23 protein-coding genes and 1 pseudogene are annotated in these 26,062 nt (G+C 71.6%); 14 read left to right on the top strand and 10 right to left on the bottom strand.

Features of this window, described 5'->3' with window-relative positions:
• Positions 1-7 precede the first annotated feature (7 nt).
• The 3 genes from AB0G20_RS38795 to AB0G20_RS38785 all read right to left on the bottom strand — a co-directional run bounded on the left by AB0G20_RS38795 (position 8) and on the right by AB0G20_RS38785 (position 4,756).
• Entirely contained in the window at positions 8-1,678 is a 1,671-nt protein-coding gene (locus AB0G20_RS38795) for a phospholipid carrier-dependent glycosyltransferase (protein ID WP_361311410.1), read from the bottom strand.
• A gap of 36 nt (positions 1,679-1,714) precedes the next feature.
• Positions 1,715-3,631 carry a phosphatase PAP2 family protein gene (locus AB0G20_RS38790; RefSeq protein ID WP_361311408.1) on the bottom strand — a complete coding sequence of 639 codons (1,917 nt, stop codon included), beginning with the start codon at positions 3,629-3,631 and terminating at the stop codon, positions 1,715-1,717.
• A 225-nt stretch (positions 3,632-3,856) separates the two neighbouring features.
• The gene (locus AB0G20_RS38785) at positions 3,857-4,756 is read right to left on the bottom strand and encodes a BadF/BadG/BcrA/BcrD ATPase family protein (RefSeq protein ID WP_361311406.1); all 900 of its coding nucleotides are present in this window, start codon (positions 4,754-4,756) and stop codon (positions 3,857-3,859) included.
• A gap of 239 nt (positions 4,757-4,995) precedes the next feature.
• Here AB0G20_RS38785 and AB0G20_RS38780 point away from each other — a divergent pair, with 239 nt between their 5' ends.
• The 5 genes from AB0G20_RS38780 (at position 4,996) to AB0G20_RS38760 (ending at position 11,508) form a co-directional block, all read left to right on the top strand.
• Positions 4,996-6,117: an ROK family protein gene (locus AB0G20_RS38780; protein ID WP_361311404.1), complete on the top strand. Its 1,122-nt coding sequence runs from the start codon at positions 4,996-4,998 to the stop codon at positions 6,115-6,117.
• A 274-nt stretch (positions 6,118-6,391) separates the two neighbouring features.
• On the top strand, positions 6,392-7,714 hold the full coding sequence (locus AB0G20_RS38775) for an extracellular solute-binding protein (RefSeq protein ID WP_361311401.1): 1,323 nt from the start codon (positions 6,392-6,394) through the stop codon (positions 7,712-7,714).
• 142 nt (positions 7,715-7,856) lie between these two features.
• The gene (locus AB0G20_RS38770; RefSeq protein ID WP_059421278.1) at positions 7,857-8,768 is read left to right on the top strand and encodes a sugar ABC transporter permease; all 912 of its coding nucleotides are present in this window, start codon (positions 7,857-7,859) and stop codon (positions 8,766-8,768) included.
• Entirely contained in the window at positions 8,765-9,667 is a 903-nt protein-coding gene (locus AB0G20_RS38765) for a carbohydrate ABC transporter permease (protein WP_361311399.1), read from the top strand. The genes AB0G20_RS38770 and AB0G20_RS38765 overlap by 4 nt, the downstream gene beginning before the upstream one ends.
• Positions 9,668-9,669: 2 nt before the next feature.
• Complete coding sequence (locus AB0G20_RS38760; RefSeq protein WP_361311396.1) at positions 9,670-11,508, top strand: hypothetical protein; 1,839 nt, start codon at positions 9,670-9,672, stop codon at positions 11,506-11,508.
• Between the two features lie 17 nt (positions 11,509-11,525).
• On the opposite strand, the gene AB0G20_RS38755 is transcribed toward AB0G20_RS38760, so the two are convergent.
• On the bottom strand, positions 11,526-12,227 hold the full coding sequence (locus AB0G20_RS38755; RefSeq protein ID WP_361311394.1) for a maleylpyruvate isomerase family mycothiol-dependent enzyme: 702 nt from the start codon (positions 12,225-12,227) through the stop codon (positions 11,526-11,528).
• Positions 12,212-12,748 (bottom strand): GNAT family N-acetyltransferase, encoded by a 537-nt coding sequence (locus AB0G20_RS38750; RefSeq protein WP_361311392.1) that lies wholly within the window; start codon positions 12,746-12,748, stop codon positions 12,212-12,214. Before AB0G20_RS38750 ends, AB0G20_RS38755 begins: the two co-directional genes overlap by 16 nt.
• Positions 12,749-12,823: 75 nt before the next feature.
• Here AB0G20_RS38750 and AB0G20_RS38745 point away from each other — a divergent pair, with 75 nt between their 5' ends.
• Entirely contained in the window at positions 12,824-13,447 is a 624-nt protein-coding gene (locus AB0G20_RS38745) for a LysE family translocator (RefSeq protein WP_361311390.1), read from the top strand.
• Positions 13,448-13,463: 16 nt separating this feature from the next.
• On the opposite strand, the gene AB0G20_RS38740 is transcribed toward AB0G20_RS38745, so the two are convergent.
• Together AB0G20_RS38740 and AB0G20_RS38735 are read right to left on the bottom strand one after the other, a co-directional pair.
• Positions 13,464-14,069 carry a hypothetical protein gene (locus AB0G20_RS38740; RefSeq protein ID WP_361311388.1) on the bottom strand — a complete coding sequence of 202 codons (606 nt, stop codon included), beginning with the start codon at positions 14,067-14,069 and terminating at the stop codon, positions 13,464-13,466.
• A 2-nt stretch (positions 14,070-14,071) separates the two neighbouring features.
• Complete coding sequence (locus AB0G20_RS38735) at positions 14,072-14,728, bottom strand: nucleoside/nucleotide kinase family protein (RefSeq protein ID WP_361311386.1); 657 nt, start codon at positions 14,726-14,728, stop codon at positions 14,072-14,074.
• A 102-nt stretch (positions 14,729-14,830) separates the two neighbouring features.
• Between AB0G20_RS38735 and AB0G20_RS38730 the strand changes: the two genes are divergently transcribed.
• The 5 genes from AB0G20_RS38730 (at position 14,831) to AB0G20_RS38710 (ending at position 21,737) form a co-directional block, all read left to right on the top strand.
• Complete coding sequence (locus AB0G20_RS38730; RefSeq protein ID WP_361311383.1) at positions 14,831-15,568, top strand: beta-phosphoglucomutase family hydrolase; 738 nt, start codon at positions 14,831-14,833, stop codon at positions 15,566-15,568.
• The gene (locus AB0G20_RS38725) at positions 15,565-17,919 is read left to right on the top strand and encodes a glycosyl hydrolase family 65 protein (RefSeq protein ID WP_361311380.1); all 2,355 of its coding nucleotides are present in this window, start codon (positions 15,565-15,567) and stop codon (positions 17,917-17,919) included. Before AB0G20_RS38730 ends, AB0G20_RS38725 begins: the two co-directional genes overlap by 4 nt.
• A 103-nt stretch (positions 17,920-18,022) precedes the next feature.
• Positions 18,023-19,501 carry a hypothetical protein gene (locus AB0G20_RS38720; RefSeq protein WP_361311377.1) on the top strand — a complete coding sequence of 493 codons (1,479 nt, stop codon included), beginning with the start codon at positions 18,023-18,025 and terminating at the stop codon, positions 19,499-19,501.
• Between the two features lie 75 nt (positions 19,502-19,576).
• Complete coding sequence (gene prcB / locus AB0G20_RS38715) at positions 19,577-20,425, top strand: proteasome subunit beta (RefSeq protein WP_361311375.1); 849 nt, start codon at positions 19,577-19,579, stop codon at positions 20,423-20,425.
• A gap of 151 nt (positions 20,426-20,576) precedes the next feature.
• Entirely contained in the window at positions 20,577-21,737 is a 1,161-nt protein-coding gene (locus AB0G20_RS38710) for a HoxN/HupN/NixA family nickel/cobalt transporter (protein ID WP_361311373.1), read from the top strand.
• 74 nt (positions 21,738-21,811) lie between these two features.
• On the opposite strand, the gene AB0G20_RS38705 is transcribed toward AB0G20_RS38710, so the two are convergent.
• The gene (locus tag AB0G20_RS38705; RefSeq protein ID WP_361311371.1) at positions 21,812-22,783 is read right to left on the bottom strand and encodes a hypothetical protein; all 972 of its coding nucleotides are present in this window, start codon (positions 22,781-22,783) and stop codon (positions 21,812-21,814) included.
• Between the two features lie 11 nt (positions 22,784-22,794).
• Positions 22,795-24,264 carry an APC family permease gene (locus AB0G20_RS38700; RefSeq protein ID WP_361311369.1) on the bottom strand — a complete coding sequence of 490 codons (1,470 nt, stop codon included), beginning with the start codon at positions 24,262-24,264 and terminating at the stop codon, positions 22,795-22,797.
• 404 nt (positions 24,265-24,668) lie between these two features.
• Here AB0G20_RS38700 and AB0G20_RS38695 point away from each other — a divergent pair, with 404 nt between their 5' ends.
• Positions 24,669-25,160 (top strand): DUF5709 domain-containing protein, encoded by a 492-nt coding sequence (locus tag AB0G20_RS38695; protein WP_361311501.1) that lies wholly within the window; start codon positions 24,669-24,671, stop codon positions 25,158-25,160.
• A gap of 101 nt (positions 25,161-25,261) precedes the next feature.
• On the opposite strand, the gene AB0G20_RS38690 is transcribed toward AB0G20_RS38695, so the two are convergent.
• Positions 25,262-25,468 carry a hypothetical protein gene (locus tag AB0G20_RS38690; protein ID WP_361311366.1) on the bottom strand — a complete coding sequence of 69 codons (207 nt, stop codon included), beginning with the start codon at positions 25,466-25,468 and terminating at the stop codon, positions 25,262-25,264.
• A 219-nt stretch (positions 25,469-25,687) separates the two neighbouring features.
• On the opposite strand from AB0G20_RS38690, the gene AB0G20_RS38685 reads away from it, so the two are divergent.
• Both AB0G20_RS38685 and AB0G20_RS38680 read left to right on the top strand, forming a co-directional pair.
• A complete protein-coding gene (locus AB0G20_RS38685; RefSeq protein WP_361311364.1) occupies positions 25,688-25,924 on the top strand; it encodes a chaplin in 237 nt (78 codons plus the stop codon).
• 43 nt (positions 25,925-25,967) lie between these two features.
• Positions 25,968-26,062: pseudogene (locus AB0G20_RS38680) on the top strand (MerR family transcriptional regulator); the annotation flags it as partial.

The raw sequence follows: 26,062 nt of genomic DNA, 5'->3' as shown, positions 1-26,062 counted from the left end.
ACAGCACTCAACGGCGATACAGCGTGATCGAGTGCCCGACGTCATCGACGGGGCGGCTGCTGCCGATCAACTCGGCCAGCCGCCCCGTGGCCTTCGCGGCCGCCGAGTCCGACACGGCCAGCAGGCCCCGGACCTCGTCGACCGGCACCCGTCGGGGATCCGCGGCCTCGATGCCGTAGTAGGCCGGCACCCCACTGCCCTTGTACACGAGCCACACCCGCTCACCCCGGTACCGCTCGCGCAGCCGGTCCGAGAGCCGCCCGAGATCCTGGCCCCAGTCCACGTTCGAGTCGTGCAACCACTCCCGGGTCCTGGCCGGCCCCCCGAACGCCTCGTTGGAGTACGGCAGATAGTAGGGAAACGCCCGCACCGAACTCACGGCGGCGAACGCCGCCAACAGGGCCACCCCCACGGACACCCACCGTCGCCGCGCCACGAGCAGGCACCCCGCCGCCACCGCGAGGAACAGCGGAAGGTACACGGCGTACCGGGTCCCGAGGTCCCGCGCCCCCTGCGTGGCCGCCGCCAGCAGCACCACGGGAGCGGCCAGCACATACGGCGCGGTGGGCCGCAGCCGCCGGACCGCGACAACGGCCGCCGCGCCCCCGGCCCACAGCGTGAGCATCCCCAGCGGGGTCTTCACCAGCAGCGCGGCCGGCAGGTAGTACCAGAGCGAGCCGTCGTACAGCCGCCCGAACAGAAAGCCCTGCCAGGGCCGGTTCTCCAGCCCGAACTGCACCCGCATCCCGTCCCGGTAGGCCTCCGGGAAGGGCAGGAGCCCCACCAGCAGCCCCCGCAGGCCGTGCACCACGGGCACATGCTGTTCCGGAGTCCAGCGCAGCCGCGGATCGACCATCAGATACGTGACCCACACGACCGCGACCGCGGCCAGGGCCACCACGCCGGCGCCGGCCACCGCACGCAGGAGGCGCCGGCCTCCCGCGGACGCCCGCCATACGGACACCGCGGCCAGCACCGCCAGCACCGGCACAGCGGGCAACGTACTCATCTTCGTCGCCAGCGCGGCGCCGAGCGCCAGCCCCGCGAGCGGCACGTAGCGCCGCGGTCTCCGGCGCGCCCGCCACAGCAGCCACGCCGAGGTCAGCACGAAGCCGGCGGCCGGCACATCGAGCGTGGCGAGCGAACCGTGGGCGATGACGTCCGGGGAGAAGCAGTACAGCGCGAGCGCGGCCAACCCCGCGACGGGCCCGGCCAGTTCACGGGCGAAGGCGAACACCACCAGCCCGAACGACAGGGTCAGCGCGATCACCGGAAGGCGGGCCCCGAGCATCAGCCGCCAGGGATCGTTGCCCGACTCGTACAGCAGATGCCGGCCCAACCGCCCCTGGTCCCCGGTGAAGGCCGGGTCGACGTGCGGATCCGCGAGGGCGACCCCCGCACCGATGACCAGCTTGCCGAGCGGCGGATGCTCGGGGTTGTGCCGCAGCCGGTGCTCGTGCACGTACTCCGCGGCCGCGCCCACGTACACCGGTTCGTCGATCGTCGGGGTCTGCTGCACGGCGGTCGTGACCATCGCGAAGGCCATGTGGGCGAGCAGCACGGCCACGAGGAGCGGCACCGGCCACCGTCTGCCCGGCCGACGCGCGTCGTCCGCCCGTGCCGGGGGCGAGAGCGACACGGGCCGGGGAACGGCGGGAGCGATCCGGAGGTCCCTCATGGGCCCACTCTGCATCAGCCCCCGCCGTGGAAAGCGCTACCGCCTCACGAGTCGCACCGACAGACCGTCAGCCGTGTGGACGGGCACGGCTCGCAGCGTCTTCGAGTCCAGTTCGACACGGTCGAACCGGCCGCGCAGCTGCGCGGCGGACAGGACCGGAACGGTCGTCCCCGCGACCGGCGGCCGCTCTGCGTCGAGCCGCAGCGACAGCACGCTGCCCCGGCCCAGCAGAACCCGCCGGTCCACCGTGAGGGCCGGGCCGTGGTTCCGGCGCAGCAGCAGCTCCAGCGTCGACTCGCACTCCTGGACGTACGAGCCGCGCACCCGCAGCACCTTGTTCGCGCGCAGTGTGCCGCCCGTGACCCGGACGTCGCCTTCGCCCAGGGCGCCCGGCGACGCGGCGACCAGCGTGCCGGCCTCCAGGACGGTCCCGCCGTGGTAGCGGTTGTGGCCCGTCAGCGTGAGCGTGCCGGTGCCGCGCTTGGTCAGACCGCCGTCGCCCTCGATGTCGTTGCGCCAGCTGTCGGCCGCGTGGAAGCCTCCGGCCGCCGCGTCCAGCGTCACGGAGACGTCCCGGTCGAAGGCGCCGTAACCGTCCGCCGCGGCGAACAGGTTCAGCCGGCCCCACTGCTCGAAGCCGTCCAGCAGGACATAGCCGGAGGGCAGCGCGGTCGTCCGCAGCACCTCGCGCCGCTGGGCCGCGGTCAGGTACGGCAGCCGCGTCTCCAGCAGCACCTCCGCGCCCTTCGGCACGGTGAGCGGGTCCTTGCGGCCGCGGCGCGGCAGCACGTACGTCAACTTCGGCCCGACCGCGCGGGCGTTGGCCTCGCGGTCGGCGTAGGCGTCCCCGGCGCCCGGGTGGGCGTAGTCGTACAGCGTGTCCGCCGTCGTGCCGGTCCGCTGTGTGAAGTAGGCGAGGGCCTGGGCGCGGGCCGCGGCCTTGAGCTCCGCGTTCGCCGGGTCGGCCAGGGTCGCGGCGGTCAGGGCGGTGGCCATGATCCGGCCGCCGATGACGTCGACGGTGGAGTGCATGCCCGCCATGATCCGGGTGTGGCTGAGCTCGAACGCCCGCGTGACCAGTTCCTGGAACCGCTCGGGCACCGCGTAGGCGTAGGCCAGGGCGGCCAGGTGGAAGGCGTTGGTGTGGCCGCTGGGGAAGCCGCCGTCCTCCTGCGCGTTCTCGGAACGCTGACGCAGCAGCTGGGGGGCGACGACCACGTCCGAGTCGTACACCGGGTAGCCCAGCGCGTCCTTCTTCCCGGTGTCGACGACCTCGCTGTCCTCGTTCATCCGCCACGGACGCGGGTACTGGAAGGCGAACTTGCCCGGGTTGCCCGAGGCGAACGGCCCGCGCACGGTGTCGACCAGCTTGGCCACCCGGCCGAGGTCCGAGTCGTACGAGCCCGCCCCGAGGGCGGATCCGGCCGGGGCGTCGGCGGGCAGGGTGTCGTTGATCTTCCCGGCGGGCGTGCCGTCCGGGGCGCTGGTGATCGACGTGACCGCCTTGGCGCCCGCCTTGTAGAGCCCGGCGAGCGGACCGAGACCGGCGATCATGGCGTAGCTCTGGTGCTGGCGGTCGTAGAGGAAGGCCTCCTTGGCCTGGGCCTCGGTGCGGGCCTGCGTGAGACGGGCGCAGTAGCGCATGTTGGCGCGCAGCACCTCGCGGTCCAGGACCCGGCCGGTGTTCCAGGCGTCGCCGGTCTTCCACACCTCCGCCATGCCGCCCAGGACCCGGACGACGGCGTTGGTCTCCGGGGTCAGGTTCGCTATGACGTTCGACTTGTAGTCGTCGACGAACGCGGCCAAGCCCGTGGCGGCCTTCGCGTCCGCGGCGCCGAGCCACGAGACGAAGGTCGGTGCGGCGAGCAGGCCCGCCGAGGCACCGAGGGAGGTCTTGAGGAAGCCCCGCCTGTCGACGGTGGCGGGGGAGCGGTGCCCGGCTGATGACGGCATGGGTGCGCCTCTCTGGAGTTCTGCGAAGAAGGTGTCGTGGCGTTGCGCGACGGTGCTTCGGCCGGTGCGGCCGGGGAGGTGATGCGGCGTGTGCGACTTCTGGTGCCTCTGAGGACTTCTGTGGCACCTGTTGCGTACGAGCGAAGATCTACGGCCGTGTCGTGACCCTTCGGAGAGAGGTCGGCCACCGGCCGGTGTCCGGAAGGTGAACGGCGGCCGCCCGGCTCACAGAAGGGAACGGGCCAGGGCCAGCGCGCCTTCGACCGGCGGCACCCGCAGCGGCTGTGGCCGGGCCCCGGGCAGGGACTCGGCCAGCGCGGAGGCGAACGCCTCGTACAGCGCGGGCTGGGCGAGCACCGTGCCGCCCGCCACCACCACGTCGTCCACGGCGACCCCGCGCGCGGCGAGCCGTACGACGAGCCCGGCGAGCGCCCGGCCGCCGTCGGCGATCACGGCCCGGGCGAGCGGCGAGCCCGCCTCGGCGGCGGCGAACACGGCGGGGGAGTGGCGGCCCCACTCGGCGGAGACGTCCGTGGCGGACTCCAGGGCGGCTCCGAGCGCGGGAACCTCGGCCACCCCGAACGCGGCGACCAGCCCGGTCGCCAGCGCGTCGGGCTCCTCACCGCGGTCGTGCGCGGCCCAGACGGCCCGCGCGGCCTCACGGACGAGGCCGGCCGCACCGCCCTCGTCGCCGAGCACCGCGCCCCAGCCGCCGACCTGGACCGCAGAGCCGTCGGGCAGCCGCCCCACCGCGACCGAACCGGTACCGGCGACCAGACCGACGCCCTTGTCCAGCCCCGCGGCCGGGACGAGCAGTTCGGCATCGCCCACGACGAGCGCGGGCACCCCGAGCCGCTCCTGAAGGGCGGCCCGGATGCCCGCGCACTGGCGTGGCGTCTCGCAGGCGTGAGCGCCAACGGCGAGAGCGGACGGTCGTACGTGGGACGGCAGGGCGTCGGTGACCAGAGCGGCCAGCCAGTCGGCGGCGGCCCCGGGGTCGTGCGGTCGCCATCCCGAACTGCCGCGCACCCGGTCGACGACGTCCTCGCCGCCCGCGAAGGCGCGCAGATGCGTCTTGGTGCCGCCCACGTCGATACCGACCGCGTAAGGCGTGGAGTCCTGCACGGGTCCTCTTTCGTCGTTGCGCGGCACGGCGACGGCAGGCGAACCGCCCGTCGGACCACGGCAGTTGAAGAGGTAGGGAAGCCCCGGGACGGGCTTCTGCGGAACACGGCAGGCGAGTACCGTGAAGTTCGTTAGGAAGTTAACTAACGAAGTAGGGTGCGCGTCAAGAGGCACGTATCGCCGGTGCCGCGCGACCCTTGCGGCCGCCCTGCTCGGCCGCAGCACGACCTGGGGAGACCATGCACCTGAGTGAGAGTGCCCGTGTGGTGTTCGACGTACTGGCCGGGACGGGAACGGCCACCCGCCCCCAGCTGGCGACCGGTGCGGGCCTTTCCAAGCCGACCGTCTCCACCGCCGTGGCCGAACTCGAGGCCGTCGAGCTCGCCGCCCACTCCGGCCGCGCGTCCGGCGGCACCGGCCGCAGCGCCGCCGTCTACCGGCTCGGCCCGGCCGCCGGGGCCGTGCTCGCCGTCGACCTCGGCCCCGCCAAGACCCGGGTGCGCAGTTGTGCCCTGGACGGCACGCTGCTCGCCGAGGGCACGGGGTCCAGACAGGAGGCCGCAGACACCGTCCGCGAGGTCCTCGACGCGCTGCCCGCCGGGGCCCCGCTGAGGGCCGTCGTCGTCGCCGTCGGCGATGTCACCACCCGGGACGGCGAGGGCGCCGGGGAACGCCCCGCGACCGCCAAGGCCGGACCCGTCTTCGACGCCATGGCCGTCGCGCTGCCCGAGGGCGTCCCCGTTCACCTGGAGAACAACGTCAACTGCGCAGCCCTCGCCGAACTGCACGAAGGCGCCGCCGTCGGCCGCGAGACCTTCGGCTACCTGCGCATCGGCGTCGGCATCGGTCTCGCCGTCGTCATCGGCGGCCGGGTGCTGCGCGGCGCGAACGGCGCCGCCGGTGAGGTGGCCCGGCTGCCCTACCCCTGGGACGAGAGCCGCGCCCCGCGCCACGAGGGCCTGGAGCAGCGCATGGGATCACGCACGCTGCTGCGCAGGGCGGCCGAGGCCTGGCAGGACACCGACGGCCCCCGCCCGCGCACCGCCGAACGGCTCCTCGCCCTGGCCGGGCAGGGGCATGCCACGGCCCGGTCCGTGATCGACGCGCACGCCGCCGATGTGGGCCGGCTCGCCGCCGCCGTCGCCGCCGTGCTGGACCCCGGCCTGATCGTCCTGGGGGGCGGCACCGGAGCGGATCCGCAGCTCCTGCCCGGGGTGCGGGCCGAGCTGGACCGGCTGAGCTGGCCCACCGAGGTGGTCAGCAGCGTGGTGGGCGACACCGGCACCGTGGCGGGCGCCAGCAGGCTCGCGGTCGCCCATGGAATTCAAACCGTGACCGGAGCTGTGCGGGCGAAGCATTGACGGCTGCGCCATCGGTCTGCCAATGTCCGGACAAGCGCTTTCTGAGTCGGCCGGGACGCCGACTCCGGGTGAGCCTCCCGCCCGTACGCGAAGTACGGCAGCCGCACGAGGGCGTGCTTGTGCGACGACGGCCGTCATGGCCGGGGACCCCACCCGTCAAGGCGACGCGGCCGGGCGAGGCCGTGCCCCCGGAAAGCGAAATTTCCTGCAAAATGCACCCGTGCCGCCTCGGCTGGCGCCGTGCTTCTTCCGCTACGACGAAAAGGGATTGAAGATGACCAGTCTGGGTGTGCGGCGCTCTCGCCGGCTCGGCCGCGGCGGCATACGCCGCGTTGTTCCCCTCGCTGCCGTGGCCACGGCAGGTGCCCTCCTCCTCTCCGCCTGCGGGTCGGAATCCGGCTCGGGCGGGACCTCCAAGTCGCTGACGTTCTGGATCTCCACGGTTCCGGGGCAGGACGCGGGCTGGAAGAAGATGGTGGCGCAGTACAAGAAGGAAACCGGCGTCAAGGTCAAGCTCGTCAACATCCCCTACGACGGCTACGACGCGAAGCTGCGCAACGCCGCGCAGGCGAACTCCCTGCCCGACGTGGCGGCAGTGCCGAAGCTGGACCCGATCTGGGCGAACAAGCTGATCGACCTCGGCTCCATCGCCAACAAGAAGAGCAACAAGATCAACAAGAACTTCATCGCCAAGGACTCGTCCGGGAAGGTGCTGTCCATCCCCTCGGACATCACCGCGTCCGGCCTGTTCATCAACGAGACGCTGTTCAAGAAGGCCGGCGTCTCCGTCCCGACCTCGCCCCAGAAGACCTGGACCTGGACCGAATTCGTCAAGGCGGCGGACAAGGTCCGGGAGAAGACCGGCGCCAAGTACTCCCTCACGTTCGACCAGTCGCCCTCCCGGCTCCGCGCCATGGTGTACGAGCTCGGCGGGAAGTACGTCCACGCGGACTCCTCCGGCAAGTTCTCGGTGGACGCCGCGACCAAGAAGGCCGTGAAGCGCTTCGTCGAGATGAACGACGACAAGACCATGCCGAAGTCGGTGTGGACCAGCGGCGCCGACCCGTCGGCCATGTTCCAGAGCGGTGACGTGGTCGCCTACTGGTCCGGCGTGTGGCAGGTGCCCGCCTTCGCGGAGAGCATCAAGAAGTTCGACTGGGCGAGCGTCCCGACTCCCGCCGAACCGGTGCAGGCCAGCGACGTCAACAGCGGCGGCATGACGGTCGGCTTCAACAACAACGGCGACGCGGCCGCCGCCGCGACGAAGTTCCTGACCTGGCTGTACGAGCCGGCCCACTACCAGGCGCTGTGCGAGGCGTCCGGGTTCCTGCCCGTCGAGAGCGGTCTGAGCCCGAAGTACCCCTTCAAGTCCGAGGCGGCGCAGGCGGCGTTCAAGCTGTACAACGAGTCGATCCCGCTCTACGACCCGATCTCCGGCTACTTCAACACCGCGCAGACGAACTGGGTGCTGAAGGGCAAGAGCCTCACCGAGGACCCGACCAAGACGGAGCTCGGCAAGGCGATCAACGGCCAGCAGTCGGCCGACAAGGCGCTGGACAACATCGTGGCCGGCTACAACCAGCAGGTCGGCGGCTGAGCGCAGGCCCACAGAGCCGGGCGGCGAGGTCGAGACACCGCCGCCCGGCCCAGGGTCTGTCTGACAAATCGAGACCCACGCGATGCCGGGCTCATGGCCTGAGCCCTGTAGGAACCCATTCCACCAGCACGGAGTCAGGAAGATGACCAAACGCGCCCCGGACGTGTCCGCGAGCCCGCCCAGGAGCCGCAGTAAGTACACCCTTGCGCCGCTCGTCCTCATCGCGGCCAATGTCGTGCTCTTCGCGCTGTTCTTCCTCTGGCCGGCGGTGATCGGGCTTGTCTACTCCTTCACGAACTACACGGGCGTAGGGGCGTTCCAGTTCGTCGGACTGGACAACTACAGCAACCTGTTCGGGGACTCCACCTTCTTCGACGCGCTGACCCGGACGCTGCTGTACACCGTGCTCTTCGTTCCGCTGAACTTCGTGTTCTCGCTGCTCATCGCCAACGTGCTGGTGAGCAAGCACGCCAAGGGCGTGTCGGTCGCCCGCGTCTTCTTCTTCATCCCGTGGCTTCTGTCGCCCATCGTCGTGGGTGTCCTGTGGCGGTGGCTGTTCGGCGAGAACTTCGGACTGGTCAACTACCTCATCGAGAAGGTCGGCGGAAGCGCCGTTCCGTGGCAGTCGAACGCGGACCTGTCACTGATCGTGGTCGTGGTGGCGGCATCCTGGGCCTGGACGGGCTTCTCGATGCTGCTGTTCATCGCGGCGATCAAGAACGTACCGACGTCGTACTACGAGGCGGCCGCGCTCGACGGCGCCGGTCCGTGGCGCCAGTTCTTCAGCATCACCCTGCCGAGCATCGCGCCGACGTCCTTCATCGTCATCCTGCTCAACACGATCCACGGGATGAAGGAATACCCGCTGTTCGCCTCCCTCAACAACGGCGGACCCGGAACGTCGAACAACCTGCTTGTCCAGTACATCTACCAGACCGGCTTCAAGTCGGGCCAGATCGGCTACGCGAGCGCCGCGTCGTTCGTGCTCATGCTCATCCTGATGGCCGTCGCGTTCATGCAGCTGATCGTCAACCGGCGGGTGGAGAACCGATGACAACCACAGACATGCCACGCAAGGTCGACTCCGGGTCCGGGCGGGCTGTTCCCAAGAAGCGGCTCGGCGGCGCGGCCAGTGGTGGGTTCCGGCGCGCGGTGCCCGCGACGACACTGCTCTGGGTCCTGGCGGCCCTCTACGGGCTGCCGGTGCTGTGGTTCGTACTCAGTTCCTTCAAGCCGGCGGGAGACCTGTTCTCCCTTCCGCTGACGCTGTTTCCGGAAGACCCCACGGTGTCGGGTTACAAGGCGGCGTGGGACAGCGCCAACTTCTCCCAGTACTTCATCAACACGACCATCGTGTGTGTGATCGCGACGATCCTCACGGTGGGCGTCAGCTGCTGCACCGGGTACGCGCTGGCCAAGTACGACAACAAGTGGCTCAAGGTCTTCTTCGTCGGCATCCTGGCCACCACGATGCTGCCGTCCGAGGTCATGCTCGCCCCGCAGTTCCTCGTGGTCCGCGACCTCGGCCTCTACAACTCGCTCGCCGGCATCATCCTCCCGGCCGTGCTCACCGCGACCGGGTGCTTCATGTTCCGCCAGTTCTTCCTGACGGTCCCCGACGAGCTCATCGAGGCCGCCCGCATCGACGGCGCCCGCGAACTGTCGATCTTCCTGCGGATCATGGTGCCGATCTCCCGGCCCATCATGCTGACGCTCGCCATCCTGTCGTTCCAGTGGCGGTGGAACGACTACATCTGGCCGCTGCTGATGCTCAACGACCCCGAAAAGTTCACCGTGCAGATCGGCATCCAGAGCCTCGTCGGGGCGCAGAACATCAACTGGTCGGTGGTGCTCGGCGGATCGGTCATCTCCATGGTCCCTCTGATCGTCGTCTTCCTGGTGTTCCAGCGTTACGTCATGAACGCCGACATCAACGCCGGACTGAAGGACTGACCGTGCCCACGCACCTCCCTCACCAGCGCGGCCCGTTGCACGACCTCCCGGACACCCCGGAGTCGTACGACGCCGTCCTCGCCGACGTCACCGAGCAGGCACTGGCCCGCATGACGCCGGAGGGCAACCTCGAACACCCCGACTGCGTCGACGACATCGGCGACACGTCCCTCGGCGTCACCTCGCTGCTGGCCCTCGCCTGGCAGCGGGGCAAGGACCCGCGGCTGCCCGACGCGGTGCGCCGCACCCTCGCCTTCCACCTGGACGAGCGGGTGTACACCGAGGACAACCCGGGCTATCCCAACCTGCGGTTGCGCAACTCCGGTCTCCCGTACGCCCGTTACACCCTGGCGGCCGGCGCGCACCCCATCGGCGACTGGCCGAGCACGGTGTGGGCGCTGCTCCAGGCGGTCAACGTGCTGGACGCGGCGGACGGCCTCGTCGACGACGCGCAGCGCACACGGCTGGTCGAGGTGGCGCACGGCTACTGGCGCTGGCTGACGGAAGTGACGTTCTTCAACCCGCAGGAGGCGGGCAACCAGGCCATCGGCTGCATCGTCGGCGGCCTGATGCTGGCCCGGTACCTGCCGCCCGCCCAGGGCGACCCGGTGCGGCGGGAGGCCCTGCGGCTGTACGAGGACGAGATCCGCGCCCACCGGGTCGCCGACCGGGGCGCGCTCCTGCCGCCCGAGCACGGCGGCGCCTACGACAACAACTACGGCCCGATCTCCCTGTCGTTCCTCGCGCAGGCCCACCGGGTCAGCGGCGAGGAGATCTTCGCCGAGGACGGCGACGCTCTCGCCCGCTACCTCGACGCCCGCCTCACGGGCGGCGGCTTCGACAACGGCGGCCCCCGCTACAGCGAGCAGCACTCCGCGTTCGAGTCGGTCCTGGGCCTGCGCTACTTCGGTGCCCGCATCGGCTCCGACCTGGGCCGCTACCGGGGTGACAGCCGCTGGGCCCGGCACGCGTGCAAGGCCGACGGCGGGGTCGACGGCCACTTCGCGTGGATGCTCGTCTGGCAGATCCAGGACACCACGCGCTGGCACCGCACCCCGTCAGCGGCTCCGGCCCGTCACCAGCTCCGCGCGGGCTCGGTGTCGGTGGCCTTCGACAGCCGCATGACCCCGTCCCTCGTCGAGGCCGCGGGCACGTACTACCTGCCGGCCGCGGTGAACCGCCAGCACGGCTTCGGCCCGGTCACCGACGGCTTCCTGATGTGCCGCCCGATGGGTGAGGTCCGTGTCCGGGACGTGGCAGCGGAGGGTCTGAGGGCGAAGCTGGTCACCAAGCCGGTGGTCGGCCGCGACCACGTGCTGCGCCACGTCCAGTCCCTGTACGTCACCGACGGCACGACCCTGTGGACGACGGTCGCGGTGGAACGCCTCCCGGGCACGCCGTACCTGCTGGCCGGCCTGCCGTACGCCGCCGACGACGGGGACCGCGTCCGCAGGACCGCCGAACCCCGGGTGACGTCGGCCGGTGACCTGCGTCTGACCCACCCGGCCCCGGACGACCCGCACCACTTCGACGCCCGCACGGACCTCACGCAGGAGCAGGCCGCCTTCGCCCTGGCCGCCGACCCCCGCGGCTACGGCAACCCCGACGAGGGCTGGCGCCACCTGGTCGCCTCGACGGCCCTGGAGGCCGGACCGGCCCCCGGCGCCCCCGAGGACCTGCATGTCTTCGCCGTCCGCTACGGCCCGCACGACAGCGCCTTCACACCGGCATTCGAACGCGACGGTACGGGCCTGAGGGTCCGCACCGAGGCGTTCACGGCCGTCATCGGGGATCCGGCGGGCGACGCCGCCGGGGAACCGGAGCTCACGCTGTCCGCGTGAGGTGGCCTTTCCGTACCTCACCCAGGGATCGGCGGTGGGTGGGGCGGCCACGGACCGAGGTCGGGCAGCGCCTGAGCCGCCACGGGCAGGACGGCGGGAGCGCGCCCGGCCATCCAGGCGGCCAGGTCGCGCACCGGTCCGCCGACCACCTGACCGGGACCGTCGCCGACGGACCATTCCCGGGGCACGTCCTCGGCCCGCACCCGCGTGCCGGCCGGCAGTCGGCAGAGCAGGAAGTCGACGGCGTGGCAGGCCAGTTCCACCGGCCAGTCCGCCGGCCGGACACCGAGGTCCAGGTCGACCAAGTGGATCCACACCTCGCGCCAGCGGGCGAAGACGGTCGCCGAGACGTCCGCGTCGCGAAACGTGACCGGACGGCTCCAGTCGGCGTCGCCGACGCGCTCCCAGACCGCCTCCAGCTCGTCCGTGCGGGCGGCGAGTTCGGCGCGGTGCCCCGCGGCGTCACGGCCCGCGTCGGCGTCGATGATCGCGTTGCGCTCGTCCACGCCGCCGTCGTAGGCGGGCACGAGCTCCCCGCGCAGGGCGTGTTCCGCGAGACGGGCGAACATCCGGGCGTTGTCGGTGAGATGGGCCAGGACGTGTCCGCGCGACCAGCCCGGAAGGGCGGACGCCGCACGGACCTGCGCGTCGTCGAGCGGGGCGACCAGGCGGGCCAGCACACGGTGGGCCTCGATCACCTCGGTCACAGGGGGTCGCACGGGTCTCCCTCCCGCGCCTCGGCGGCCGGGTGCACGACAGCCGGTGCCTGGGCGGCTAGTTCGCCGAGAGGATCACCGCTGAGCCGGCACACCTTCCACTCCTCCAGGAGCTCCACCCCGAGTGACTTGTAGAAGTCGATCGTCGGCGTGTTCCAGGCCAGGACCCACCACTCGAAGCGGTCGTATCCGTTGCTCCGGCAGGTCGCGGCGAGAGCCGCGAGCAGGGCCTTGCCGTGCCCCGCGCCCCGCGCCTGCGGGCGTACGTACAGGTCCTCCAGGTGCATACCCCGCGTGCCCGTCCAGGTCGAGAAGCGCGGGAACCACAAGGCGTAGCCCATGACCTCGCCCGTGGCGTCGTCCTCGGCGATCAGCGCGAAGGCGGCCGGGTCCGCACCGAACAGCGCCTCGCGCAGTTGCTCCTCGGTGGCCCGGGCCTGCTCGACGGCCCGTTCGTACGCGGCGAGTTCGCGGATCATCGCCCGGATCTCGGGGACGTCGTTCACGGTGGCGTACCTGATCATGCGCAGATCATGCCTCATCGCGGCGGGGCCGGGATACGGCTTGTGGCGACAGGTGAACTCGACGATCCTGACGCGGTGTCGACCTCCCTCATCGCGTTCATCGGCGCCGCCTTCCTGATCGCCATGGCCCCCGGCCCGAGCACCGTCGTGATCCTGCGCCGGTCGGTGGCCGACGGCCGCAGGACCGGAATGGCCGCGGTACTGGGCAACGAGTGCGGCGTGCTGCTGTGGGGACTCGCCGCGGCCTTCGGCCTCTCCGCGCTGCTGCTGGCCTCGCAGATCGCCTACGACGTCATCCGGATCGCCGGTGCCGCCGTGCTGGTGTGGATGGGTGCACGTGCACTGTGGCAGGCGCGGCGCAGGGCCGGGGCGGCAGCGGAACCCGCCGCATCGGCCTCGGTCTCGCTGCGGCGGTCGTACTGGCAGGGGCTGGTCACCAACGCCGCCAACCCGAAGGCGGGACTGTTCGCCGTCTCGTTCCTGCCGCAGTTCGTGCCCGAGGGCGCCGCCGTCCTGCCCACCCTGCTCCTCCTCTCGGTGATCTGGGCCCTGGTGGACCTGGTCTGGTACCTGCCGGTGGTGTGGCTGGCCGGGCGCGTGGGGGGCGTGCTGCGGCGGCCGTCCGTACGGCGCCGCATGGAGCAGATCTCGGGCGCGGTCCTGGTCGGGCTGGGCGTGCGGCTGGCCGTGGACGCCTGAGGCCGGGGCCCGGGCGTCACAGGGGCAGGCCGACCAGTCCCCAACCGCGTCGTTCCGCCCCGGTCACCACCACACCCCACTCCCGCAGCAGCACCGAGAACTCGTCGAAGTCCTCGATCCACCGCCCTGGGCAGGCGGCGTGCATGCCGTACGGTTCGCGCAGGCCCTCCAGCAGGGGCTCGGCCCGTACCCAGTGCCCGGCCAGTGCGGACACGGTCGCGGGCGGGCAGGCGAGCAGCAGCCGACGGTGCCAGGGGTCGGTGTCCGCGGGGAACAGCCCGGAGACCGAGGCGTCCTCGGTGTCCGTGTCCCAGATCAGGTCCCGCAGGAACGCGTCCAGGTGCTCGCGGGGCTCCGGTCCGGCATGCTCCCGTACGTCTTCCCATGCCTGCCCCGCCCAGAAGTGCGGTTTGTAGGAGCCGGTGGTGCTGTGGAACTCGTACCGGCCGCACCAGGGGACAGTCGGCGCCGCGGGCCACACCCAGCCCCGCCGCGGCTCCGCGTACCGGTCGAGGTCGTCCTCGGGCAGCGCGGCATCCTCGAGCAGCGCGTACCGCTCCTCGAACGGTGTGCTTTCGAGGCGCTCCCAGTCGACCGCCAGCACCGTGATGTCCAACCCCATGTTCAGGCCTCGACGCGCGGCAGGGCCGACTCCGGCACCACCAGGTCGGCCTGCCCCCGGGTCGTCGCGACCAGTTCCGCGTTGCGCTCGTCCGAGCGGGACACCCAGGCCGCCGCCTCCTCGTGCGTCTTGCCGAACTCCTCGTGGCGGGCGACCAGTCGGCGGACCCGCTCGCGCTCGGGCACCTCGCAGAACCACGCCTCGTCGAGGAGCGGGCGGACGCGGGACCAGGCGCCGGTGGTCAGGAGCAGGTAGTTGCCCTCGGTGATGACCAGACGGGCCGTGGGAGGCACCGGGATCGCACCCGCGAGCGGCTGCTCCAGGACGCGTTCGAAGCCGGGCGCGTACACGACGTCGTCGTACGTCTCCTCGCGCAGCCGCCCCAGCAGCGCCGCGTACCCGGCCGCGTCGAACGTGTCGGGCGCGCCCTTGCGGTCCCGCCTGCCGAGGCGCTCCAGTTCGGCGTCTGCGAGGTGGAAGCCGTCCATGGGGACGTGTGCGACCCAGGGGGCACCGGTGCCGTTCAGCTCCCGCACCAGGTGCTCGGCGAGTGTCGACTTGCCCGCGCCGGGGCTGCCCGCGATGCCGAGGATCGCGCGCCGTCCGCCCCGGGGGAGGGCGCGGGCGCGGAGGACGAGGTCGTCGAAGGTGAGCGGCACAGAGGAGAGTGTGTCACCCGCGCCCGGGTGTGAACTCGCGTGCCGGGCCCATGTGGCGTGCGCCACTCACTGGAACATCTCCCGGTGGGGAACCGGTCCTGTATGACGCAGCTCGGTCTTCCCGAAGACATCCACGCCTGTCTGTTCGACCTCGACGGCGTCGTCACCAAGACGGCGGTCGTGCACGCGGCCGCCTGGAAGGAGATGTTCGACGCCTTCCTGCGCGAGCGCGACGGAGCGGACTTCCGGCCGTTCGAGGCGGCGGACTACGACGAGTACGTCGACGGGCGACCACGCGCCGACGGGGTGCGCACCTTCCTCGGCTCCCGGGGGATCGACCTGCCCGACGGCGACCCCGACGACCCACCCGGAGCCGAGACCGTGCACGGACTCGGCAATCGCAAGAACGAGCTGGTCCTCGAGAAGATCCGCACCGACGGCGTCGAGGCCTATGAGGGCACCCTGCGCTATCTGGAGGCCGTCCGGGCCCACGGACTCAGCACCGCGATCGTCTCCTCCAGCGCCAACTGCCGTGACGTGCTCCGCTCGATCGGCGCCGAGCACTTCTTCGACGTACGCATCGACGGTGTGGTCGCCGCCGAGCGCAAGCTTCCCGGCAAGCCGCGCCCCGACACGTTCCTGGCCGCCGCCGAGGACCTGGGCGTCGAGCCGGCCGAAGCGGCCGTCTTCGAGGACGCCCTGGCGGGTATGGACGCGGGCCGCGCGGGCCGTTTCGGGTACGTCGTCGGCGTCGACCGGGTCGGACAGACCGACGCGCTGTACCGGCACGGCGCCGACATCGTGGTGAAGGACCTCGCCGAACTGGGGGACACGGAGTGATCACACAGCGGGCCTACAGCGTCGAGCCCTGGACCGTACGCGAGTCGGAACTCAACCTCGACGTCCTGGCGCAGAGCGAGTCGGTCTTCGCCCTGTCCAACGGCCACGTCGGCTGGCGCGGCAACCTCGACGAGGGCGAACCGCACGGCCTGCCCGGCTCCTACCTCAACGGCGTCCACGAACTGCACCCGCTGCCCTACGCCGAGGCCGGCTACGGCTACCCCGAGTCCGGCCAGACCTCCATCAACGTCACCAACGGCAAGGTGCTGCGGCTCCTGGTCGACGACGAGCCGTTCGACCTGCGCTACGGGCGGCTCGTCACCCACGAGCGGACCCTCGACCTGCGGCGGGGCGTCCTGGAGCGGGTCTGCGAATGGACCTCCCCGGCCGGCTCGACCGTCCGGGTGCGCTCCACGCGGCTGGTGTCCCTCACCCAGCGCGCGATAGCCGCCGTGGCGTACGAGGTCGAGCCCGTCGACAGCCGGACCCGCGTGGTCGTCCAGTCGGAACTCGTCGCCAACGAGAGCCTGCCCGAGCCGGACGGCGACCCGCGCGCCGCCAAGGCGCTGAAGTCACCACTGGAGCCGGAGGAGGACCTCGCCTCGGACAGCCGGCTGCGCCTGGTCCACCGCACCCGCCGCAGCGGCCTCAGGGTGGCCGTGGCCGCCGACCACACCGTCACCGGCCCCGAACGGACCACCACGAGCAGCGAGAGCAACGTGGACGTGGCCCGGCTGACCGTCACCTCCGTGCTGGAACCGGGGGAGCGGCTGCGCGTGGAGAAGCTGGTCGCGCACGGCTGGTCCGGCGTCCGCTCCCGGCCCGCCATGAGCGATCAGGTCGAGGCGGCCCTGGCGGCGGCCGGGCACAGCGGCTGGCAGGGGCTTCTCGAGGACCAGCGGGCCTACCTCGACGACTTCTGGGCGCGCGCCGACGTCGAGATCGACGGCGACGAGGAGATCCAGCAGGCCGTCCGCTTCGCCCTCTTCCACGTCCTGCAGGCCGGCGCCCGCGCCGAACAGCGCGCCATCCCCGCCAAGGGACTCACCGGCTCCGGCTACGACGGCCACGCCTTCTGGGACACCGAGGCGTTCGTGCTGCCGCTGCTGACCTACACCGCCCCGAAGTCCGCAGCCGAGGCCCTGCGCTGGCGCCTCGACACCCTGCCCGCGGCCCGGGAACGCGCCGTCCAGCTCGGCTTGCGGGGCGCCGCGTTCCCCTGGCGCACCATCGAGGGCTCGGAGGGCTCCGCGTACTGGCCGGCCGGCACCGCGGCCTTCCACGTGGGCGCCGACATCGCCGACGCCGTCGTGCGGTACGTGGCCGTCACCGGCGACGAGACCTTCGAACGCGAGGTCGGCGTGGAGCTGCTGGTGGAGACCGCCCGGCTGTGGCGCTCCCTCGGCCACCACGACGACCGGGGCACCTTCCACATCGACGGCGTCACCGGTCCGGACGAGTACAGCGCCATCGCCGACGACAACACGTACACCAACCTCATGGCCCGGGCGAACCTGCTGGCCGCCGCCGACGCCTGCAAACGCCACCCCGACGAGGCCGCGCGGCTCGGCGCCGACGAGGAGGAGCGGGCCGCCTGGCGGGACGCCGCCGAGGCCATGAACATCCCGTACAACGAGGAACTCGGCGTGCACGAGCAGCACGCCGGCTTCACCCGCTACCAGCGCTGGGACTTCGAGCGCACCGGCCCGGACCAGTACCCCCTGATGCTCCACTTCCCCTACTTCGACCTGTACCGCAAGCAGGTCATCAAGCAGGCGGACCTGGTGCTGGCGATGTACACCTGCGGCGCGTTCTTCGAGGAGTACTTCGACGAGGAGCAGATCGCCCGCAACTTCGCCTACTACGAGCCGCTGACCGTCCGCGACTCCTCTCTGTCCGCCTGCGTCCAGGCCGTCATGGCCGCCCGGGCAGGCCATCTCGACCTGGCCGTCGACTACACGGCCGAGGCCGCGCTGATGGATCTCGGCGACCTGGAGCACAACACCCGCGACGGGCTGCACATCGCCTCGCTGGCCGGTACCTGGATGGCGCTGGTCGCCGGCTTCGGCGGCATGCGGTGCAGCGACGGCGCCCTGCGGTTCGCACCCCGCCTGCCCGAGCGCTACAGCCGGCTCGCCTTCACGGTGGGCTTCCTCGGCCGGTGCCTGCGCGTGGAACTGACCGGCGACCGGGCCACGTACAGCCTGAACTCCGGCATGCCCCTGACCATCCGGCACCACGGCACCGAGCTCACGGTGAGCGAGGACGCCCCCGTCACGCGGCCCATTCCCGAGCTGACCCACCGCCCGGCCCCGAGCCAGCCCCCGCACCGCGCCCCGAACGCCCGCTGACCCACGCTCCCGGGTCAGTCACTTGGCCGAGTTCCGCCCTGCACACCCCCGCCCCGCGGGTTAGCTTGATCGTGTTTTCGATCAACGGGGTAAGGGGCGGAACATGGCTGATGGCGCGAACGCCATCCTCGTCCGACGGCGAAGACGTGCACGGACGGCCGGGCCGCGCACCATCCGCAGGCCGCGCGGCAACCTGCCCCTCGCCGCCGTGGCCGCCGTCTTCACCGTCGCGCAGCTCGCTCTGGTCCGGCCCGTCCTTGGCCTCGGCTGGGACGAGATCGTCTATGTCAGCCAGGTCACCTCCCACCACCCCGCGGCCTTCTTCAGCGCCCCCCGCTCCCGCGGCGTCTCGCTGCTGGTCGCGCCCGTCGCGTCCTGGTCGTCGTCCGTCCCGCTGCTGCGCGTCTACCTCGCCCTGCTGTCCGGCCTCGCCCTCTACCTGGCCCTGCGCGCCTGGCGGGGCCTGTTTCCGACCCGGGTCCTGGTCGTCGGCGGGGCTCTCTTCGCCTCCCTGTGGATGACCCTCTTCTACGGTCCGCAGGCCATGCCCAACTACTGGGTCGCGATCGGCGCCCTGATCAGCGTCGGTTGCTTCCTGCGGGCCCGGGCGGAACGTTCCGCCTCGGTGGTCCTGTGGGGTGTCGCGGCGGGTGCCGCACTCATGGCGTGGATGCGTCCGACCGACGCGGTCTACGTCGCAGTGCCGCTGCTCGTCCTCGCCCTGGTGCGCCGCCACTGGCGACTCCTCCTCGTGCTCGCCGCGGGTCTCGCGGCGGGCGCCGTGCCATGGGTGATCGAGGCGTACGCGGGCCACGGCGGCCTGGGGGCGCGGCTGGCGGAGGCGTCCCGGATCCAGGGCGGACTGGGCTGGCAGATCGCCGTCGACGACCAGCTGCGCAGCCTGGGCGGACGGGCCCTGTGCCGGCCGTGCACCGGGCCGATGCCCACCCCGCTGGTCACCCTCTGGTGGTTCGCCCTGCCCGTCCTGGCAGGCCTCGGGCTGGTCGTCGCGGGGCGGGCCCGGCGCCTGGGACGGACGCTGGTCCCGCTGGCCTGCGCCACCACGGCCGCGCTGCCGTACCTCTTCATGATCGGGTACGCGGCCCCGCGCTTCCTCCAGCCGGCCTACGCGCTGCTCGCGCTCCCGGTCGCCGACGCTCTGTGGTACCTGGTCAAAGGCCCAGGTGGAACATGGCGCCCGGTGGTCGCCCCACTCGTCGCGCTCGCCCTGGCCGGGCATCTCGCGGCGCAGCTCGCCGTTCTGGACGGCGCCGTGTCCCGCAACATCGAGAGCAGACGCGACTGGGGCCGCACCGCCGACGCCCTGCACCGGCTCGGTGTCCGCCCGCCTTGTCTGCTCACCGGTCACGAGGCCATCCCCATCGGCTACTACACCGGTTGCTCCTCGGGGGCGACGTCCGGGAACAACGAGAACATCACCGTGGCCGGCATCCTGCGCACCGCGGACCGTCTCCCGGTCGCCCACCTCGCACCGGCCGGCGGCACCCCGCCCCGCTACGCCCGCTCCTGGCCCGTCCACCGGATCTCGGACCTGGACGTGCGTGTCGCACCGGGCTCCTGACGCCTCAGGTGACGTTTCCCGCCCGTCCGGCTCAGGTAGGAGTCGGTTGACGGTCACGATCGAGGGGGGAACGGCATGGCGGCGAGCGACCACGAGGGCAGGCTGGGGGAGGAGTTCTTCACTCCGGGCTCCTCGTCCTTCACCGACTTCCTGGCGGCCCACCGCCCCGAGCTGCTGAGTACCCGGCGTGTCCTTCCGGACGGCGTCCGGGCCGAGGGCGCCCCGCACGGCACGACCGTGCTGGCCCTCACCTACCGGGACGGCGTGCTGATCGCGGGCGACCGGCGGGCGACGATGGGCAACCTGATCGCCCAGCGCGACCTGGAGAAGGTGCACCCCGCCGACGACCACTGCGCGGTCGCCTTCGCGGGCACTGTCGGGCTCGCGGTGGACATGGTGAAGCTGTATCAGGTCGAGCTGGCGCACTTCGAGAAGATCGAGGGCATCCCCATGACCCTCGCCGCGAAGGCGACCCGGCTGGCCACCATGATCCGGAACAACCTGGGTCAGGCCATGCAGGGCCTCGCGGTCGTCCCGCTGCTCGCCGGCTACGATCCCGCGGCCCCGGCGGGGGAGCAGGGCCGCATCTTCTCCTTCGACGTCGTCGGCGGCCGCTACGAGAAGTTCGGCTTCCACGCCGAAGGCTCCGGATCGCCGTACGCCCGGGGCGCGTTGAAGAAGCTCTACCGCCCGGGCATGTCCCGTCGCGAGGCGGCCCTGGCCGCCCTGCAGGCCCTGTACGACGCGGCGGACGACGACTCCGCGACCGGCGGCCCCGACCTCACCCGCCGCATCTACCCGATCGTCTCGGTCATCACCGAGGACGGCTTCGAGCGGCTGGCCGAGGCGGAGACGGAGGAGCTCAGCCGCGAGATGGTCGAGCGGCGTCACACCCGTCCGGACGGACCGCACGCCGAGGCCTGACACCGGCCCGCGGGGACGACCGCCCGGCGGAGTTTCCGGTTCCATGGACAAGACCTGTCACGGGCTTTACTGCACATGACTTGCAGCTGCCGGAGGATGGCACGAGGCTGTTCACCGCAGCCGTCAGTCCGACAGAAAGACCTTCCCCCCGATGACGGCCGCCCCTGAGTCCACTCCGCCCCTCCCCGCCCCGGCCCCCGCCCAGCGCACGGCCTGGCACCGCGTCCGCACCTCCATGACGCGGCGGGAGTGGACCAGGGTCGGGGGGATGGTGGCCTTCGTCCTGGCCCTGCACGTGATCGGCTGGTTCACCCTCGTCGCGATCGTCGCCCCCGAGCACCGCACCATGGGAACGCAGACCTTCGGCGTCGGCATCGGCGTCACCGCGTACACCCTCGGCATGCGGCACGCCTTCGACGCCGACCACATCGCCGCCATCGACAACACCACCCGCAAGCTGATGGGGGAGGGACAGCGGCCGCTGTCGGTCGGCTTCTGGTTCTCCCTCGGCCACTCCAGCGTCGTCTTCGTCCTGGCCTTCCTGCTCACCCTCGGCGTGAAGACCCTGGCCGGCCCGGTGCGCGACGGCGGCTCCGCGCTGCACGACGTCACCGCCCTGATCGGCACGGCCGTCTCCGGTGCGTTCCTCTACCTCATCGCGGGCATCAACCTCGTCATCCTGGCCGGCATCTGGAAGGTGTTCCGCGCCATGCGCTCCGGCCGCTACGACGAGGCCGCCCTGGAGGAGCAGCTGAACAACCGCGGCTTCATGAACCGACTGCTGGGCCGCGTCATGAAGTCGGTGTCCAAGCCCTGGCACATGTACCCGCTGGGCCTGCTGTTCGGCCTCGGCTTCGACACCGCCACCGAGATCGCCCTCCTCGTCCTGGCCGGCTCCGGCGCCGCCTCCGGCCTGCCCTGGTACGCGATCCTGTGCCTGCCCGTCCTGTTCGCCGCGGGGATGTGCCTCCTCGACACCATCGACGGCTCGTTCATGAACTTCGCCTACGGCTGGGCCTTCTCCAAGCCCGTTCGCAAGGTCTACTACAACCTCACCGTCACGGGCCTGTCCGTCGCCGTGGCCCTCCTCATCGGCACGGTGGAACTCCTCGGCCTCCTCGCCGGGCAGTTGGGCCTGCACGGCCCCTTCTGGGACTGGATCTCCGGTCTCGACCTCAACGTCCTCGGCTACGTGGTCGTCGCCCTGTTCTTCGCCACGTGGGTGGTGGCGCTGGTGGTGTGGAGGGCCGGGCGCATCGAGGAGAAGTGGTCGGGGGACCTGGCCGGGCCGGGGCGCGGCGTCAGTGCATGACGGCCATGGCGTAGGCGAGCGCGAGGCCCACGGCGCCATGACGCCCTCCCAGCAGGGAGGCTGCAGCCAGGAGCTCACGCACCCGGCCGCAGCTCCTTGCGCCACTTGACGATCTGCTTCTCCGCATCGCCCGTGTACGACCACGGCGTGCGGGTCGCGCGGGACCCCAGCATGCCCAGCAGGATGCCCGCGATGTCCCTGGCACCCGCCGTGCAGGCCGCGTGGGCCAGGTAGTTGAAGTCGCGGAGTTCGGCGGGCGCGATCCCGGTCTCCGTCCGGCCCATGACCCAGCGCTGCCAGGTCCGCCGCAGGTCGCTCGCCGCACCGTCGTGGTTCCAGTGCTGCGAGAGCCCCACGGCGGAGTGCCTGCCCTGTGCCGCGTCCAGGGCGAAGCGGTACTCCTCGACCCGGGCGTACTGCACCAGCACCGGCAGCGGACAGCCGGGCGGTGCCACCCCGGCCGCGTCCCGGGCGAAGTCGTACATCAGGCCGTGCGTGCCGTGCCAGCGCGCCGAGTAATAGTGCAGCACCTGCAGGTGCCCCTCGACGCTGTACGGGTCGCGCCCGTGCAACTCGTCCCACCAGCGCCCCAGCTCCTGCCGGCGTACCCCCGACGGGTACAGGCGCGCCACGGAGATCAGTGACACCCACGGTGTCGGATCCTCCGGGTACGCCTCCGCCGCCGTCAGGCAGGCCAGCACCGTGGCGTCCACGCGGTGCCGGTCGATCGGCACGCCCCGTCCCGCCGCGATGGCCACGTTGAAGGTGCGGGCCGTCTCCGTCGCCGCCCGCAGCACCAGCGCGTCGGCGCTGTGGGCGTCCGCCGAAAGCCAGGACTCCACCGTCGAACTGCCCGCGCACACCTGCGCGAGCTGCCGGATCCGGTGCCCCCGGGCCGCCCAGTCGTGGCCGGTGGCGCCGAGCAGGTCCCGCAGCCCCTGCCAGCGGCCGATCACGACGTCCTGGCGGGCGGAGGTGAGGTCGGTGTCCCCGCAGTCGGGGTCGAAGTCGGGAGTGAAACCACGTCTGAGACTGCCTCGCGCCATCGGGGTTCTCCTCAGAAGTCGGTGGAGAGACCCTCGTGGACGCGGGCGTGCGCGTCCTGTTCGTCGGGGACGTAGTCCGTCTCGACCGCGCGCGAGGCGTCCAGTTTCGCGGGCCGGTAGTAGTCGCTGCCCTGCCGCCAGTACCAGAGCATCGGGATCAGCCCGACCGCGAGGCCGCCGATGCCGATCGTGACCGCGGTGCCGCTCAACTCGCCCAGCGACTCCACGAACACCCAGAACATGAACAGGGCGCCGCACAGCGGCCACAGGCCGCCGAAGAGGAAGTTGGCCGGGGACTTCAGCAGCATCTTCCGGTACGCGACGACCACCGCGAGCCCCGCGAGACCGTAGTAGACCGCGATCTGCAGGCCGATCGCCGAGATGGCGTCGGAGAGGATGTCGCCCACCGAGCCCAGGGCGTTGGAGGCGATGAACATCACCAGCGCCACCGATCCGACCACGACGATCGCCACCCAGGGGGTGTTCCAGCGGCGGTGCACCCGGCCCAGCGCCGACGGCATCGTACGGTCCCGGCCCATCGCGAACAGCGAGCGCGTGACCTGGATCAGCGTCGTCTCCAGTGTGGCGATGGTGGACAGCATCACGGCCACGATCAGCAGCTTGCCGCCCCAGCCCGGCCAGACCTCCTCGCCGAGCACCGCCAGCACGTTCGCGTCGTTCTCCTCGATCTGCTTGGAGGACAGGATCACGTTCACCGCGATGGTGAACACCTCGAACAGCAGGAAGACGATGCCCACCCCGATCAGGCCCGCGAGACCCGTCGTACGGCGGCTGTTGCGGGTCTCCTCGCTGAGGTTGCTGGTGACGTCCCAGCCCCAGTAGTAGAACGCGGCGATGAGCGCGCCCGACGCGAAACCGGCCATGCCGTCGAAGTGGGAGAAGCCGAGCCAGGACCAGTCGAAGGCGCGGGCGTTGCCCGTGTGGAAGAAGGCGAGCACCGCGAACAGCGCCAGGATGACCAGCTCCACACCGGACATGATCAGCTGGGCCCGGACCGTGAGCCGGGCGCCGCCGAGCACCACGCACAGCATGATGAGGAACCAGGCCGCACCGACCACCGTGGACAGCGCGGTGTTGTTCGCGAGTTCGTCGTCGAAGAGCGCGAGCGTCATCGAACCGGCGGGCAGTGAACCGGCCACCATGAAGATCGTCGCCGAGATCACCAGCGCCCAGCCGCTGATGAAGCCCAGGAAGGGATGCAGGGTGCGTCCCACCCACGAGTAGCTGGCGCCCGCGTTGACGTCGATCCGGCCGAGGTAGCTGAACGCCAGCGCGATGCCGAGCATGGGTATCGCGCAGTACAGCAGGGCGGCCGGACTGGCCGGCCCCACCGCGCCGACCAGGACGGCGGTGGTCGCGGCCAGCGAATACGCCGGTGCGCTGCCGGCGACCGCCATCACCACGGTGTCGAACGTGCTGAGGACATTGGCCTGCAGCCCTCTGCCCCTGCTGTAGCTCATGGATGCGCTGCTTTCACTTGTGCACGACCGGAGGCGGGCAGGCCGTCCCGGCGTTGGGGGGTGGGGGTGGAGCTCGCCGCCGGACGGAGGTGGGTGGCCTCGGGACCGGGGGCGATGAAACAGGGGTGGTGGATACCGTGCTGCCGCCGCGTCGGCAGCCGGTCACACCGTGTGTGCGAGTGATGATAGTCCGACTCCTTGAGCTTTCAAGATTGACCGGTGGGTAATGTCCGGGGCCGCCCAGGGTTTTAACTCCCGTTGGCCCGCCGGACGTTCGGGCACCCTCCCGGCCGGGGGACGTCCGCCGAGGTTAGAGCCCGCGTAACGGGAAACGCGGAACGGACAGCAGAGACGAACGAGTCGAGCAGCGCCACAGGAAGGCAGGAGTGATGGGCACGGAACCGATGCGCCCCGAACCGATGGCGGACGACGTGTACCAGCCCACCGGGACCAACGAGGAGCAGGAGGACGCCGCGCCGCTGGACCTGCAGGACGCCGTCGACGAACGGACGTACGACGACACCCTCGACGAGGGCTACTCCCCGCCGGAGAAGCCCCTCGGCGTCACCAAGCGCGGCACCACCGCCGCCGAGCAACACGAGGGCGAGACCCTCGACGAACGGCTGGCCCAGGAGGTGCCCGACGTGTCCGCCGAGCCCGTCGGGGACGGCGTGGGGGACACCCCGGACAGCGACGGCGAACCGGTGGACCCCGAGGCGGGCACCGCCCGCGCCGGCCGCCTGGTCGCCCCGGACGAGGGCGCCCACGCCGACACCACGAAGGAGACCGTCGCGTCCGACGTCGGCATCGACGGCGGAGCCGCGGGCGCGGAGGAGGCCGCCGTGCACGTGGTGGAGGACGACAGCGCCCTGCCCGAGGACGACGGCAGGGTGTGACCCGCCCGCCGGCGTGAGGTCACGCCGGCACGCGCGAGGCCACCGCACCCGGGCGCATCCGCGCCGGGCCGGTGGCCTCCCGTATGTGCGAAGGGGTTCGGCTAGGGCAGCAGCTTCTCGAGGGCGGCAGGCCCCTCCGCCGCCAGCTTGCGCCTGGCCCACTCGAGGTTGTGCGGGGTGAGGTCCTTGCCCGAGGCGAGGACGAGGTCCTCCGGCGACACGTCGGTGCCGGTGCTGGTGTGGAGCAGGCGGTCCGGGGTGGTGCGGTCCTCGGGCGGCCGGGATGCGGCGGGCTCTGACGTCGACATGTTCTCTGCTCCTAGGGTCCGGATCGCTGGTGCGGCCCCGGTGCTGAAAAACGGGTCCGATATCACCATTCCCCGCGGGAGCGCGGCGTGCATCCGGAGAGCGCGAACCCGGCCCCGCCGGACCGCGCGCACCCCGTTCGGACGCTCACCGATGTCGCGTCGGCGCACCCCGGGTGACGGTGGAGACACGTGTCCCTGCGACTGACAGGAGCTTTACCCATGCGCACACGTGTGACTGCCGCGGCAGGCCTGGCCTGTGCCGCCCTGCTGGCCTTCGCCGGTACGGCGAGCGCGAACGACGGCCCCGTCGGTATCGCCACCGACAGCCCCGGCTTTCTCTCCGGCAACGTCATCCAGATCCCCATCGACATCAACGCCAACGTCTGCGGCAACTCGATCAACGTGATCGGGCTGCTCAACCCCGCGTTCGGCAACGAGTGCGAGATCAAGGACTGACGTACCGGTCGTACGGCTCCGCCGGCGGCGGCCCGCGCAACATCAGCGCTACGGCGCCCTGATGTCGGCGGACGAGCCGCCCACCGGCGAGGCGGCCATGACCCTGGCGGAGGAGCACCGGCAGCACATCTGCACGTG

The sequence above is a fragment of the Streptomyces sp. NPDC024017 genome, assembly GCF_040638895.1.
Taxonomy (GTDB): domain Bacteria; phylum Actinomycetota; class Actinomycetes; order Streptomycetales; family Streptomycetaceae; genus Streptomyces.
Note: the sequence above shows the minus strand (reverse complement) of the source record. Positions and strands in the feature narration are given on the sequence as shown.

Bases quoted from the DNA above. Each gene is read 5' to 3' on its own strand.
- AB0G20_RS38795 (WP_361311410.1), bottom strand. From the start codon at position 1,678: ATGAGGGACCTCCGGATCGCTCCCGCCGTTCCCCGGCCCGTGTCGCTC.
- AB0G20_RS38790 (WP_361311408.1), bottom strand. From the start codon at position 3,631: ATGCCGTCATCAGCCGGGCACCGCTCCCCCGCCACCGTCGACAGGCGG.
- AB0G20_RS38780 (WP_361311404.1), top strand. From the start codon at position 4,996: ATGCACCTGAGTGAGAGTGCCCGTGTGGTGTTCGACGTACTGGCCGGG.
- AB0G20_RS38775 (WP_361311401.1), top strand. From the start codon at position 6,392: ATGACCAGTCTGGGTGTGCGGCGCTCTCGCCGGCTCGGCCGCGGCGGC.
- AB0G20_RS38770 (WP_059421278.1), top strand. From the start codon at position 7,857: ATGACCAAACGCGCCCCGGACGTGTCCGCGAGCCCGCCCAGGAGCCGC.
- AB0G20_RS38765 (WP_361311399.1), top strand. From the start codon at position 8,765: ATGACAACCACAGACATGCCACGCAAGGTCGACTCCGGGTCCGGGCGG.
- AB0G20_RS38750 (WP_361311392.1), bottom strand. From the start codon at position 12,748: ATGATCAGGTACGCCACCGTGAACGACGTCCCCGAGATCCGGGCGATG.
- AB0G20_RS38740 (WP_361311388.1), bottom strand. From the start codon at position 14,069: ATGGGGTTGGACATCACGGTGCTGGCGGTCGACTGGGAGCGCCTCGAA.
- AB0G20_RS38730 (WP_361311383.1), top strand. From the start codon at position 14,831: ATGACGCAGCTCGGTCTTCCCGAAGACATCCACGCCTGTCTGTTCGAC.
- AB0G20_RS38720 (WP_361311377.1), top strand. From the start codon at position 18,023: ATGGCTGATGGCGCGAACGCCATCCTCGTCCGACGGCGAAGACGTGCA.
- prcB (WP_361311375.1), top strand. From the start codon at position 19,577: ATGGCGGCGAGCGACCACGAGGGCAGGCTGGGGGAGGAGTTCTTCACT.
- AB0G20_RS38710 (WP_361311373.1), top strand. From the start codon at position 20,577: ATGACGGCCGCCCCTGAGTCCACTCCGCCCCTCCCCGCCCCGGCCCCC.
- AB0G20_RS38705 (WP_361311371.1), bottom strand. From the start codon at position 22,783: ATGGCGCGAGGCAGTCTCAGACGTGGTTTCACTCCCGACTTCGACCCC.
- AB0G20_RS38700 (WP_361311369.1), bottom strand. From the start codon at position 24,264: ATGAGCTACAGCAGGGGCAGAGGGCTGCAGGCCAATGTCCTCAGCACG.
- AB0G20_RS38695 (WP_361311501.1), top strand. From the start codon at position 24,669: ATGCGCCCCGAACCGATGGCGGACGACGTGTACCAGCCCACCGGGACC.
- AB0G20_RS38690 (WP_361311366.1), bottom strand. From the start codon at position 25,468: ATGTCGACGTCAGAGCCCGCCGCATCCCGGCCGCCCGAGGACCGCACC.
- AB0G20_RS38685 (WP_361311364.1), top strand. From the start codon at position 25,688: ATGCGCACACGTGTGACTGCCGCGGCAGGCCTGGCCTGTGCCGCCCTG.